Source organism: Rufibacter roseus (assembly GCF_001647285.1).
GTDB classification, from domain to species: domain Bacteria; phylum Bacteroidota; class Bacteroidia; order Cytophagales; family Hymenobacteraceae; genus Nibribacter; species Nibribacter roseus.
Genome location: NZ_LRML01000007.1, coordinates 24891 through 39738, shown reverse-complemented (window position 1 = coordinate 39738; position 14848 = coordinate 24891). Strand labels below are relative to the sequence as shown.

The following is a 14848-nucleotide window of genomic DNA, read 5'->3' as shown; positions in this document are numbered from 1 at the left end:
GAGGATTTAGCAAAGATATGCCTTGTAGAAGGAAAATCAGGTTGAAAAAATTTATGAAATCGGTTGTAATCTTAGAAAATAATATTCATGTTTGTGTTGCATGCGCCTACAGAGGAGGTGGAGAATGATGATGTGACAGCTTAAATTTTGATAATTTATTAAAATTTGAGGCTGGTTTGTGGTGAGGATTGGTTGTTTTAGGTGCAGGTTCTGCTGTTGCTTACTTATTAAATACAAAAAGGATGTCATTACTTCAAAGCTGGCGATGGTACGGACCACAAGACCCGGTTACGTTGCAAGACGTAAAGCAGGCCGGTGCAACTGGCGTAGTCAGTGCGTTGCACCATATTCCGCATGGCGCGGTGTGGCCCCTTGAAGAAATTCAGGAGCGCAAGCGCGTGATTGAGGAGAGTGGCCTTGCTTGGGCTGTGGTGGAAAGCGTGCCGGTGCATGAGGCCATCAAAACCCGCAGCGCCGATTGCGAGCTGTATCTGGAGAACTACCGACAAAGTTTACGCAACCTGGCCGCCTGCGGACTGAAAACCGTCTGCTATAACTTTATGCCGGTCTTGGACTGGACTCGCACAAACCTAGCGTACGAGCTTAATAACGGTGCAAAAGCCCTATATTTTGATTGGACAGATTTGGCAGTGTTTGACCTGTATATCCTGAAAAGGAAAGGGGCTGAAAATGATTACGCGGCAGATGTGGTACAACAGGCTGAGGAAAGGCATCAGTCCATGTCTGAACAGCAGCTGGAACAGCTAAGTGAAATCATCAGGATGGGGGTTCCCATGGAGGGTTTCATAAGCCTGGAGCACCTAACCGAAAGCATAAGCATTTACAAAGAAATAGGGCACATTGGTCTGCGGGAGAACCTGGCGTACTTTCTGGAGTCTATCATGGATGTGTGCGAGGAAACGGGCATAAAAATGACCATTCACCCCGATGACCCGCCTTACCCAATTTTAGGCCTGCCCCGCATTGCCTCAAACAAAGAAGACCTGCTGTACATACTAGAACGGGTAAACCGCGAACCAAACGGCATTTGCTTCTGCACCGGTTCTTTGGGAGCAGGTAGTCATAATAACCCAGTTGAGATTCTGAAAGCCGTAGGGCATAGGGTGTATTTCGCGCACCTGCGCAACGTGCTGAAAGATGAGGCAGGAAACTTCTATGAGTCTGACCACCTGGCTGGCGATGTAGACATGTATGGCGTCATGAAAGAACTGGTGAAAATCAACAGCCAACGGCAGGAGCCTATTCCGTTCCGTCCTGACCACGGGCACCAGATGCTGGATGATTTACACAAGATAACGAACCCCGGTTATTCGGCTATTGGGCGTTTACGCGGTCTGGCTGAGTTGAGAGGCTTAGAAATGGGCATTGCCCGCTCCCTTAAGAATTAAAATAGCCTAGCTGGCAAGAGTTGCTTTAAGGTTGTTTTTCGGAAACCAGACCAAAAACAGGTAGCCCATAATAGGTCTAAAAAGAACAATGCCTCTGCTACAGCTGTGGCAATGTGTTGCTTCACCAGTAGGGTGAAAAGCTTAATTTATACCGAATGAAGTTGATTAGAAACATAAATAATTACTCACGTTCAGAAGCTTTGTTCATAAAGGATAAGTGGGTTCCGTTGTTTCGGGCAGCACTCCTGCTGGTGCTCTTTTTCTTTTCCTCTTCAGCCTTTGCGTTAGAAGATGAGCAGTACATTGTTCATCAGAAAAAGAAAGGAAGCTTTGGCTTGGCCGTTGGGGGCAAGCCCGCCACCATCTTCGTGAGCGAAAAAGACCATGCAGGGGTAATAAGAGCGGCCAAAGATTTGCAGGCAGATTTAAAAAGGGTAACAAACACAGAACCCGCTTTAGAACTCGGATTGCAGGCTCCCAAGAAAAAGCAGCTGGTCATTATAGGTACCATTGGCAAGAGCGCATTGATTGATGAGCTAATCCGGAAAAAGAAGCTGGATGTAAGTGCAGTAGCGGGCAAATGGGAGACCTTTCTGGTGCAGGTGGTGCAGAAGCCTGTAAAAGGTGTAGACGAAGCTCTTGTAATAGCCGGAAGCGACAAAAGAGGCACCATCTACGGAATTTATGATGTAAGCGCACAGATTGGGGTTACCCCCTGGTACTGGTGGGCCGATGTTCCGGTAGAGCAACACCCAAACCTGTACGTGCTGCCTGGCCGCCATACCAAAGGCGAACCCAAAGTAAAGTACCGCGGCATCTTCATCAACGACGAAGCGCCGGCTCTTTCGGGTTGGGCACGCGAAACCTTTGGCGGGTTCAACCACAAATTCTACTCAAAAGTATTTGAGCTGATTCTGCGCATGAAAGGCAACTACCTGTGGCCGGCCATGTGGGGCAGCGCTTTTAACGACGACGACAAACTAAATCCCAAAGTAGCCGACGAGTATGGCATTGTCATGGGAACCTCGCACCATGAGCCGCTCACGCGCGCCCATGACGAGTGGCGTCGATACGGCTCCGGCCCCTGGAACTACAGCACCAATGCCGAAAAGCTACGGGAGTTCTGGCGCGGCGGCATGGAGCGCATGGGCAACTATGAGAACATTGTCTCTATTGGCATGCGCGGCGATGGCGACGAGCCCATGAGCGAGGAAAGTAACATAGAACTGCTGGAGCGGATTGTGGCCGACCAACGGAAGATTATTGCAGATGTAACCGGTAAGCCAGCCTCTCAGACTCCTCAGTTATGGGCTTTGTACAAAGAAGTTCAGGATTACTATGACAAAGGCATGCGCGTGCCAGATGACGTGACCCTGCTGCTAGCTGATGACAACTGGGGCAATATTCGAAAGCTGCCAAAGGTGGGCGAGAAACAACATGCTGGAGGCTATGGTATCTATTATCACTTTGATTATGTGGGCGGCCCCCGTAATTACAAATGGATAAACACCAACCCCATAGCCCGCATCTGGGAGCAGATGCACCTGGCCTACCAGCACAAGGCAGACCGAATCTGGATCGTGAACGTGGGTGACATCAAGCCTATGGAGTTCCCGACGGAATTCTTTCTGGACTACGCTTGGAATCCAGAGAAATGGCCTGCCGAGCGGCTGGAGGAATATACCCGTCTATGGGCAGCGCAGCAGTTTGGCCATCAGCACGCAGCAGAAATCGCCGACATTCTAACCAAGTACACCATGTACAACAGCCGCCGCAAGCCGGAATTGCTCTCGCCAGACACCTACAGCCTGGTGCATTATCAGGAGGCGGAAAGAGTGGTGGAAAGCTACAACCGCCTGGCCGATCAGGCGGAGAGAATAGGAAAGCAGCTGCCGCAACAGTACCAGGATGCTTATTACCAACTGGTGTTGTTCCCGGTAAAAGCCAGCGCTAACCTGAACGAGTTGCACGTAACGGTGGGCCGCAACGGTCTTTACGCGAAACAGGACAGAGTTACCACGAATGACCTAGCCGCCAAGGCCAAAGCGCTTTTTGAAAATGATTCAGAATTAACAAAGTACTACCATCAGGGAATTACCAATGGCAAGTGGAACCACATGATGTCCCAGACGCACATCAGCTACACGTATTGGCAGCAGCCCGAGAAAGACGTGATGCCAGAGGTGAAGACGGTAAATCCGGTGGCCGGACAAGCCATGGGAGTGGCCGTTGAGGGTTCCAGGAGTTGGTGGCCGCAGGAAAAAGGAGAGGCGGTATTGCCTGAACTGTCGCGCTATCAGCCGCAGGGGCGCTATATTGAAATCTTCAGCCGTGGCCAACAGCCGTTTGAGTATACCATCAAAACGGGCGCTCCCTGGCTCAAAGTGTCTCAGCCCACTGGCACGGTGGCCAAAGAGCAGCGCCTGTGGGTGAGCGTAGACTGGGAGAAAGCCCCAACTGGGAAACACCGGGTGCCGGTGACTGTATCTGGCTCTAACGGTAAGCAAGTGGTGGTGCAGGCGGTAGTGCATAACCCAGTATCTCCAAAGCCGGAGCAGGTGCAGGGTTTTGTGGAAAGCAACGGCTTTGTATCAATGGAAGCGGCGCACTTCTCTCGTGCCGTGGAAACGAATGGCATCAGCTGGAAAGTTATTCCACATTTAGGCAGAACCCTCTCTGGAGTTACTACGTTTCCGGTCACGGCGCCGGCTCAGACACCAGGAGGAAATAGTCCGCACCTAGAGTATAAAATGCACTTGTTCCAGGCAGGCGAAGTAAGTGTGCAAGTGCATCTTTCCCCTACGCTGAACTTCCATAACACGCAAGGGCTGAGGTACGCCATTTCTTTTGATGACCAGGCCCCGCAAATCATAAACATTCATGCCAACACCTCAGAGCGGGAGTGGGAGAAAAACGTGGCCAATAACATCAATCTAACCATTTCCAAGCACCAACTAACCCAACAGGGGGAGCACGTGCTTAAATTCTGGATGGTGGACTCAGGCGTGGTGCTGCAGAAAATTGTAGTAGACACCGGCGGGTTAGAGCCTAGCTATTTGGGGCCTCCGGAAAGTTATCATCAACTGCAAAAACAAAAAGACTGAATACTGTTTTCAGACTGTTTTACCAAAACCAGCCTGAAAACAGGAGAATGAATGTTGTTCCATAAAAATTATAAAAAGTGCATGACTAAATACCTACAAATATTTAAGCAAACATTACTGGCGCTGTTGGTAGGCTTTTGTGCTTCTTTCTTTAGTATGCCGGTAATGGCGCAAGAAAAGCAGACTTTCCAGAACCCTATTTTTCCGGGATTTTACCCAGACCCAAGCATCTTGCGGGTGGGGGAAGATTACTACATGATCCATTCTACGTTTGCCTATTTCCCAGGCGTGCCCATCTTCCACAGCAAAGATCTTGTGAACTGGAAACAGATTGGCAATATTCTGGACAGGCCGGAGCAACTGAACCTAGACGGACATAATGTTTCTGAGGGCATTTTCGCACCTACCATCTCTTACAAAGACGGCATCTTTTATATGGTGACCACCCTCATCAAGAACGGCGGTAATTTTGTGGTCACAGCCAGCAATCCGGCAGGGCCATGGTCAAACCCGCACTGGTTGCCTAATGTGAACGGCATTGACCCATCGCTCTTCCATGACGAAGACGGGAAATCCTACATCATCTATAATGCTGATGCCCCCAACAACAAACCTGAATATGATGGTCACCGTACCCTCCGGATGTTCGAGTTTGACCTGAGAAACTTTAAAACGGTAGGGCCACAGCACCTGCTGGTGAACGGTGGCGTAGACTTTTCTAAAAAGCCCGTCTGGATTGAAGGGCCGCACATCTACAAGGTAAACGGTTTCTACTACCTCATGGCCGCCGAAGGCGGTACCAGCGTCCATCACTCAGAAGTAATTTTGCGCAGCAAAAACGTGGCGGGACCTTATGAACCGTACGAGAAGAACCCTATCCTAACCCAGCGCCATTTGCCAAATTCCCGCCCCAACCCCGTTTCGGGCCACCGGGCACGCTGACTTGGTGCAAACCCAGAACGGAGAATGGTGGGCTATATTTCTAGCCACTCGTCCGTATGACAGTCCGCAGGATTATTACAACACTGGCCGCGAAACGTTTCTGGCTCCGGTCACCTGGAAAGATGGCTGGCCAGTCATAAATGCGGAGCATGACCTGGTGCAGTATTCGTACCCAAAACCAAATCTTCCGGCGCAGCCGAAACCAGAATTCCCGCTGACCGGAAATTTTGAGTTTCAGGAGGAGTTCAATGCCTCTACTCTGCCCATGTATTGGTTGCAGTTGCGCACGCCGCGCTCCTCTTGGTACAGCCTGAACTCCGGAAAATTGGTTTTAGATGTGCGGCCTGAAAGCTTTGCTGAAAAAGTGAACCCCTCGTTTATAGCCAGACGTCAGCAGCATATACGCGGCAGCGCCAGCACCCAACTTGGGTTCATACCACAAAAGGAGAATGAATTTGCCGGACTGGTGGCATTCCAGAATGATACCCATTACTACGCGATAGGCAAAACGGTAAAGGACGGTAACCCAGTAGTACAGCTGCGCAAGCCGGATAATACGGTGCTGGCTCAGGCAGCACTTTCAAAGAAAGAATCTAAAAAGCCTATTCTGCTGAAGGTGGAGTTTGACGGCAGCAACTATTCTTTTTACTATGCTACAAAGAAGGACGACTGGAAACTGCTAAAAGAAAAAGTGGACGGCACCTACCTAAGCACCCGCACCGCAGGTGGTTTTGTGGGGGTGGTGCTAGGAATGTACGCCACTTCTAACGGAAAGCCGTCTTCCAATAAAGCTGTTTTTGATTGGTTCCACTACAAGGGGAATGACGCTGTTTTCAATGAAACTGCGGCAAAATAACGTATGAATTTGTCCTGTTTTCCGGCTGATTTTTAAAAATTCAAGCCGGAAAACAGGTGGCCTGCCAGTGACATCAACCAACGCTTCGTCTCTCATATACTCTTATATAAATGAAACAAGAAACTAAAACCATAGAGGAACTGCAACAGATTGCCACTCAAGTTCGGCGCGACATTCTGCGCATGGTACATGGTTGCCAGTCGGGGCACCCTGGCGGGTCATTGGGCTGCACCGATTACCTGGTGGCGCTGTACTTCCGCATCATGAACCGCAGCAAAGACTTTAACATGAACGGTGAGGGGGAAGACCTTTTCTTTCTCTCCAACGGACATATTTCACCGGTTTGGTACAGCGTGCTGGCCCGGGCCGGATATTTTGACGTGAGCGAGCTGAAGACTTTCCGGAAGCTGGATTCCCGTCTGCAGGGACACCCCACCACCCACGAGGGGTTGCCAGGGATACGTATTGCCTCCGGATCTCTGGGGCAGGGGATGTCGGTGGCCATTGGGGCTGCGCTCACAAAAAAGCTAAACGGCGACACAGGCTTGGTCTTCTCCCTGCACGGCGACGGTGAGCTGCAGGAAGGTCAGATTTGGGAGGCGGCGCTTTTCGCTCCGCACAACAAGGTAGACAACCTCGTCTCAGCCATAGACGTGAACGGCCAGCAGATAGACGGTCCCACAGATCAGGTTTTGGCGCTGGGTAACCTGCGCGCCAAGTGGGAGGCGTTTGGTTGGGAAGTGCTGGATATGAACGGCAATGACCTGCAGGAAGTGATTCGTGTGCTGGAGCAGGCCAAGGAAAAAGCTTTCAATGGTAAGCCTATCATGATTCTCATGCAAACCAATATGGGGCACGGCGTAGATTTCATGATGGGGTCGCATAAATGGCACGGAGTAGCACCGAACGATGAGCAGCTGGAGAAAGCGTTGGCGCAGCTTGAGTCTCCGTTGCAGGATTACTAACAGCTGCGTTTTGGGGCTACTTTTCGAAAAACATCTCCAAAACTAAGCCTTAGTCTCGTCTATAAAAAATCAAATCACTAGCTTAAAAATGCAGTTTACCCGATTTCTTCTTCTTTTAGTCTGTTTGTTCGTTGGCTTCCCTTCCATTGGGCAAATTAAACTGCCCAGGTTGGTAAGCAACGGCATGGTGTTGCAGCGAGACAAGCCTGCTACGCTCTGGGGTTGGGCATCGGCAGGTGAAAAAGTGGCGCTTACTTTTCAGAAAAAGCAGTTCGAGGCTACAGCCGACAAAAACGGTAAATGGGCCATGCAATTGCCAGCCCAGCCTGCCGGCGGACCTTTTGAATTGACTTTCAAGGGGAAGAATGAGGTGAAGGTACAAGACGTTTTGTTCGGTGACGTGTGGCTGTGCAGCGGCCAATCAAACATGGAGCTGACGTTGGGCAGAGTGCAGGAGAAATATGCCTCTATTCTGGCGCAGACCAACAACCCTAAGATTCGGCAGTTCACGGTGCCGGATACCTACAATTTCAATGCCCCGCAGCCGGATTTGGGTGGAGGTGCCTGGAAAGCAGCTACTCCAGAGAATTTATCTGAATTTTCAGCGGTGTCCTTCTTCTTTGCCAGAGACCTTTTCGCTAAATACAAAGTGCCCATTGGGTTAATCAATTCGGCCTTAGGTGGTTCGCCCGCTGAGGCTTGGATAAGCGAAGAAGCCATCAAGCAGTTCCCGGAGTACTACCAGGAGGCGCAGAAATTTAAAGCACAGGAACTGATAGACAGCATTGAGGCGCACGACCAGCAAGTGCAACGCCGCTGGTACAGTCAGTTGAGCCAGAAAGATATAGGGCTTCGCCAGAAATGGTCTACAGGACAGGTAAACGCAGTAGACTGGATGACCATGCAATTGCCGGGCTACTGGGCAGACGAAAAACTAGGGCAGGTAAACGGAGCCGTTTGGTTTAGGAAAGAAATCCAAATACCCAAAGAGCTTTCCGGAAAGCCTGCCAAACTGGAGCTGGGAAGAATTGTAGACGCAGACTCAGTGTTTCTGAACGGAAAGTTTGTAGGCACCACAAGTTACCAGTATCCTCCAAGACGCTATCAGGTTCCCGCCAACGTGCTGCGGGAAGGAAAAAATGTGTTGATGGTGCGGGTAATCAGCAACGGCGGTCAAGGCGGATTTGTACCCGATAAACCCTACGAGTTAACGGTTGGAGACCAAAAGATAGACCTAAAAGGCGCCTGGCAATATAAACTAGGGGCCGAGATGCCCTCTTTGCCTAGCCAAACCTTTGTGAGATGGAAGCCTATTGGTTTATACAATGCTATGATTGCCCCATTGACCAATTACGCCATCAAAGGTGTGATTTGGTATCAGGGAGAATCTAACGTGAGGAATCCGGGCGAGTACACCGCACTCATGAAAACCTTGATCAAAGATTGGCGCACCCGTTGGGGGCAGGGGGAGTTTCCGTTCCTGTTCGTGCAGCTGGCCAATTTTATGGAAGCCAAAGAGGTGCCTACCCAAAGCGGCTGGGCCCAGTTAAGGCAAGCCCAGTTAGAAACCCTACAAGTGCCTAATACTGGTATGGCAGTGGCTATAGACCTGGGAGAGTGGAACGACATACACCCCGAAAGCAAGATGGAAGTTGGGCAACGCCTGGCCTTGTTGGCGCGCAAACTGGCCTACGGAGAAAAAAATGTTGTCGCATCAGGACCTGAAGTTAAATCTGCGCAGCGTCAGGGGAATAAAATAACGCTCACCTTCACCAGCACGGGCAGTGGGTTAGATGCCAAAGGTGCAAAGCCGCTCACGCACTTTGCCGTGGCGGGGAAAGATAAAAAGTTTGTTTGGGCAAAGGCTGAGATAAAAGGAAATCAGGTAGTGGTGTGGAGTGAAGAGGTGCCGAACCCAGAGGTAGTACGCTACGGTTGGGCAGACAACCCAGAGGGAGCCAACCTCTACAACAAGGAAGGTTTGCCCGCTTCGCCTTTTGAAATAAAAGCTTCAGGGTCATCCAAGAAATAGGAAGGACAGAGCATTATTTTTTCCAGTGGCTACTGATGTGTTTTTGGGGCTCATTTTTTAAAAACAGGGCCAAAGCAAGAAGTGTTAGTCAGCGTCTTATTTATTATGTTAACTAATAAAAAAAAACTCATGAAGAAATACACATACACTGAAAAGAAAGACACGCGTTCCGGTTTCGGTGCTGGACTGGTAGAGGCCGGCAGGAGAAACAAAGATGTAGTAGCCCTCTGCGCCGACCTGGTAGGTTCACTTAAGATGGGCGATTTTATCAAGGAATTCCCGGAAAGATTTGTACAGGTGGGTATAGCCGAGGCTAACATGATGGGCATAGCAGCGGGCATGACCATAGGGGGGAAGATTCCCTTCACGGGCACCTTCGCCAACTTTTCCACTGGCAGGGTATATGATCAAATCCGTCAATCCATCGCTTACTCAGACAAGAATGTGAAGATATGCGCCTCCCATGCCGGCCTTACGCTGGGAGAGGACGGGGCTACTCACCAAATCTTGGAAGACATAGGCATGATGAAGATGCTGCCTGGCATGACCGTCATTAACCCCTGTGACTACAATCAAACCAAAGCCGCTACCATTGCCATTGCCGAACACCACGGGCCGGTGTATCTGAGGTTTGGTCGCCCGGTGCTTCCCATTTTCACAGACGCGGACCAGGAGTTCATCATAGGTAAAGCCTGGATGGTGAACGAGGGAACGGACGTGAGCATTTTCGCTACTGGCCACCTGGTATGGGAAGCCATAAAGGCGGGTGAGAAGCTTGCCGAGATGGGTATTTCTGCCGAAATAATTAACATTCATACTATCAAGCCTTTAGATGAAGAGGCGGTGTTGAAGTCTGTGGCTAAGACCGGATGCGTAGTGAGTGCTGAGGAGCATAACCGCTTGGGCGGACTGGGCGACAGCATCGCGCAGCTGCTGGTGAAGAATACTCCCGTGCCCATGGAATATGTGGCCGTGAACGACTCCTTCGGGGAGAGCGGAACCCCTGAGCAGCTCATGAAGAAGTATGGCCTTGATGACGAACATATCATACAGGCGGTGCAGAAAGTGATGAGCAGGAAGAAATAGCCTTTATTTATTCTGCTCTCACTAATTTCTGTTTTCAAAAAGCTTCTTCCTCTAAAATTTAATATTACCAACTATAAGCTCTAAAATTCTGATTCTTCTGTTATTTAATATGTTAATTATTTCTTCTTTTTAATTATTTTAAGAAAGCTTTATTGAATTGAAGGGTTTAATAGGGATGATTTCAAAAGATAATGCCTGCGTGAGCATTGAGGAATGAATGAATGTCGTAACAAAGTGGTAATAAATCAGCTTGATTAACCCTGAAGTTTAAAATATTTTCATTTAGTGTTGGATTGACACATATATTTTGATATATTTCACCTAGCTAAGAAAAAGAAGAGGGCAAAGACGATGCTTTGTTGTTAAATAGAGGATGGGCAGCCATTATTTTCTCCTTATCTCTTAGTTATACTAAATCACATAATCATATTTCATTGGGAAATGTTTTTGGCTTTGTCTATGCCAAAAACGCACCAATAAATATTACAGGTTGCAAAGCCACTTAAGTTGGTTGTATAGGTTCATAATAATTATTAAGTGTCTTTCATAACTACCTATTAAGCCAGTTATTAACCTCAAACGCAGAAATTATCAAGGTTTATTTCGATTATTTCTGCTGTTGTAGTTGAGATAAATTAGCGGGTAACAGAAAATAAAAAGCGATCTTATTTATTGATTAATAGATAATCATTTTACCATTTTAGAATAAGAAGGATCAAGTGCAGACAGGAAAGGGCAAATGAGCAGATGACAGATGGAGAAGAGACCTTAGATAGGCAGAGAGCTAAGGGTTGAAACCTACACAAATTGCTGATACTTGATAGAAAAGCATTTTTTTGGGTTAAATGTTAACATATCCGCATCAGGTTTGAAACAATGTGTACCCATGATTTAGAATTCTTCAAATTACATTTACGATACCTTTAAAGTTTTAAATCAATCTGACATGATAACTAAGAGAAAGGAGGGTGCTGAAGATTTTATGTTCTAAAGATTTGACTAAGATCTCATCTTATGATACTGCCCACAGATACACCAATACGCTATTACTGAAAATTACTTTTTTTGATGAGTGCTTAAATAGATTAAAGTGATGTTTTTTAGACTACCTTTTTTTCTTAAAGGAAACAGTTGTAATAAAAAAATTCTAAAGATAAAGACTAAAAGCATCAATGGTTTTAATGAGTGCATTTTCACAATAAAGTTTACTACCTAATCTGAATTACCATATGACAAAAAACTTTTACCCAGAGAAAAATTACCAGAAAAGTAACTCTGTCTTTACGTCAAGGGCAGGCTGGAGAATGCTAGCCATTCTTCTGGCCGTTTTGCTTCAGACGTTTGATGGCTTGGCACAAGATGCCAAAAGAACAATTACTGGTAAAGTAACATCTGCCTCGGATAATTCTCCTATGCCAGGTGTGAGTGTGGTAGTGAAAGGCACTACAAATGGTGCTGCTACCGATGTGAATGGAAACTACTCTTTACAGGCCGGCAGCAATGACGTGCTGGTTGTTTCTTTTATTGGTTACCAGAACCAAGAAGTAGCGGTAGGCACTAGAAACTCTATTAATATAAGCCTGAGAGAAGATGCAGAAGTGCTAAATGAAGTAGTGGTAACGGGTTATGGCGAGCTTAGAGCAAGCGATGTGCCTTCTGCCCAAACTACTATTGATGCAAGAAGCATAGAAAGAACTGTTAACACTACTGTTGAACAAGCCATTCAGGGCCGTGCACCTGGTGTTTACGTTACCCAGAACACAGGCGCTCCAGGTGGTGGTATTTCAGTAAATATCAGAGGTATTAACTCCATCAACGGATCTAACGAGCCTTTATATGTGATAGATGGTGTGCAGATTCAAGGTTCTAATTCTACTTCAGGTGTGAACCCATTGGCTTCTTTGAACCCAGCTGATATAGAAACCATGGATATTTTGCAGGGTCCTTCCGCCACTGCTATATATGGTTCGCGTGGTACCAATGGGGTAGTTTTGATCACAACCAAAAGAGGTAAATCCGGTGATGTAAGAGTGAATTATGCTTTTCTTACCAGTGTGCAGACTCCGCCTAAATCACTGGACGTAATGAATTTGCGGGAATTTGCCCAACTAGATAATGAGTATAAAGCTCTTGCGGGTGGCAATATCCGTGAGGATTTCTTAGATCCTACAATATTAGGTGAAGGAACACACTGGCAGCGTGAATTATTCAACAATGCCCCTATGCAAAAACACCAGCTGAGCCTGAGCGGGGGAAGTGAGAATACCCGCTTCTATTTATCAGGTGAGTATTTAGATCAGCAAGGTGTGGCAGTAGGCTCAGGATTTGATCGTGCCTCAGTACGGTTGAACCTAGACAGTAAAGCAAGAAAATGGCTTAATCTAGGTGCAAACATCAACTTTGCCCAAACCAATGAACAAATCTCTACCACACAGTGGGATATTATCAATAATGCCATTCAATTATCACCTGCCATTCCGGTAAGAAACCTGGATGGAACCTATGGCGGTGGAGAGCCAAGACTAAACCCAGACGGAAGTGTTTCTGAGGCCGAACGTTTTACGCCAGCTAACCCAATAGGCTTAGCTAATATCATCACCAATGATATGGTGAGACGCCGAATTCTAGGTGGCTTGAATGCCACTGTTAATTTGGCTAAAGGCTTAGAATTCCGTACTGCTTTCAATGCTGATTATGGTACTGGGTTTGGTACTACCTTTTTACCTACGTATACTTTCGGTTACCAGCGTAACACCATTGCCCGCTTAGATAACAGAAACGAGACCAATACCTATTGGAACTGGAATCAATTGTTACAGTACTCCAGACAATTTGGTAAACATAGTTTAACAGTTATGGCCACTCATGAAGCACAGGCTTCAAGATGGCAAAATACAACCCTTGGTAGAAGCGGATTCAACACTAACCAGATTATTGACATCAACGCTGGAGAGCAAAATGCTAACCAAAGAACGGGTGGTGGACAAGGTGACTGGGCAATGGAGTCTTATTTAGGTAGGATTAACTATAATTTCGGAGACCGTTACATTCTTCAAGCCGCGCTTCGTGCTGATGGTTCAGCAAACTTTGGTTCTGGCAACAAATGGGGGTATTTCCCTTCAGTGTCTGCAGCTTGGCGCGTTTCAGAAGAACCCTTCTTTTCTGTTCCGGTTGTTAGCGACTTAAGACTGCGTTTTGAAACTGGTTTGACCGGAAGCCAAGGCTCAGGCGGTAATATTTATGCAAGGCTTCAACAATACCCTACTGAGTGGGGATCTGGTTTCCTTGCTGCCAATTATCCAAACCCGAATTTCCAATGGGAAGAAACACTAACCAACAACGTAGGTATCAACCTTGGTTTATTTGAGAACCGCGTTCAAATTGAAGCTGATTACTATGTAAAGAACACAGACAACGTAATCGTTAGAAGCTCACTTCCTTGGTATATGGGTTCTACTGGTAGTGGTTCTGTTCAGGCTCCTCTTGTTAACTTCGGTGCGCTTCAAAACAAAGGTTGGAGCTTCATGATCAACACCATCAACGTAGATAATGGCAAATTCAAATGGTCATCAAACCTAAACTTCTCCCACTTTAAAGCTGAGGTTACTAAACTTTACACTGAAACAAGTGTAGTTGCCCGTAACGCGCCAGATTGGTACATCCAACCACTTTGGTCACAGAGAACAGTAGTTGGTGAGTCTCCTTGGTTCTTCTATGGCTACATTGAAGAAGGAGTTTTCCAAACGGTAGAAGAAGTTCAGGCTAGTGCCCGTCCTGCTGATAGCCAGGGGAATCCATTTCCGGTCGGAGAAAATAGCATATGGGTTGGAGATGTGAAGTTCCGTGACCTGAATGGTGATGGCATTATCAACGAGCAGGACATGACCAAGATTGGTAGCCCATGGCCTAAGTATTTCGGTGGCTTCACAAATGATTTCTCTTACAAAGGATTTAATCTGAGTGTGCTTATCACCGGAACCTTCGGGAACGATGTTTACAACTATGTACGTTTCCGTAATTCAGATCCTAATAACATCAACCTCGGGCGGAACATGTTAAGAGAAGTAATGGACTATGCCCGTGTTAACTCAGAAGGTGTGTTGGAAAATCCAGGTACAACAGTTCCAAGGCTTTCTGGTGGAGATGTAAACAAGAACTTTGCCCGCCACACCACCAAGTATGTAGAAGACGGTTCATTTGTGAGAATCAAGAACATTTCATTGAACTATACTTTACCTGCAACCCTAGTTTCGAGACAAAACATTTTGAAGGCAGTTAGAGTGGGAGTGAGTGCTCAAAACCTTTATACTTTTACAAAATACACCGGTTACGACCCTGAAGTAGGTTCTTATGTTGGTCCTAACGTTGAAAACAATGATGCGCCGATTGGGGTTGACACCGGCCGCTATCCCATCACCCCAATCTACTCTTTCAACCTAGGAATTGATTTTTAA

Annotated in this window: 8 protein-coding genes; all 8 read left to right on the top strand. The window is 47.2% G+C overall.

Features of this window, described 5'->3' with window-relative positions:
* Positions 1–242 precede the first annotated feature (242 nt).
* Complete coding sequence (uxuA, locus tag A8O23_RS11875; RefSeq protein WP_066621460.1) at positions 243–1409, top strand: mannonate dehydratase; 1167 nt, start codon at positions 243–245, stop codon at positions 1407–1409.
* Positions 1410–1564: 155 nt separating this feature from the next.
* Positions 1565–4513 carry a glycosyl hydrolase 115 family protein gene (locus A8O23_RS11870; protein WP_082883021.1) on the top strand — a complete coding sequence of 983 codons (2949 nt, stop codon included), beginning with the start codon at positions 1565–1567 and terminating at the stop codon, positions 4511–4513.
* 81 nt (positions 4514–4594) lie between these two features.
* Positions 4595–5455: a glycoside hydrolase family 43 protein gene (locus A8O23_RS21905; protein ID WP_239693394.1), complete on the top strand. Its 861-nt coding sequence runs from the start codon at positions 4595–4597 to the stop codon at positions 5453–5455.
* A gap of 4 nt (positions 5456–5459) precedes the next feature.
* The gene (locus tag A8O23_RS21900; RefSeq protein ID WP_239693398.1) at positions 5460–6311 is read left to right on the top strand and encodes a beta-xylosidase family glycoside hydrolase; all 852 of its coding nucleotides are present in this window, start codon (positions 5460–5462) and stop codon (positions 6309–6311) included.
* 110 nt (positions 6312–6421) lie between these two features.
* Complete coding sequence (locus tag A8O23_RS11860) at positions 6422–7276, top strand: transketolase (RefSeq protein ID WP_066621455.1); 855 nt, start codon at positions 6422–6424, stop codon at positions 7274–7276.
* 88 nt (positions 7277–7364) lie between these two features.
* On the top strand, positions 7365–9308 hold the full coding sequence (locus A8O23_RS11855; RefSeq protein ID WP_082883020.1) for a sialate O-acetylesterase: 1944 nt from the start codon (positions 7365–7367) through the stop codon (positions 9306–9308).
* Between the two features lie 129 nt (positions 9309–9437).
* Entirely contained in the window at positions 9438–10394 is a 957-nt protein-coding gene (locus A8O23_RS11850; protein WP_066621850.1) for a transketolase family protein, read from the top strand.
* 1229 nt (positions 10395–11623) lie between these two features.
* A complete protein-coding gene (locus A8O23_RS11845) occupies positions 11624–14848 on the top strand; it encodes a SusC/RagA family TonB-linked outer membrane protein (protein WP_239693393.1) in 3225 nt (1074 codons plus the stop codon).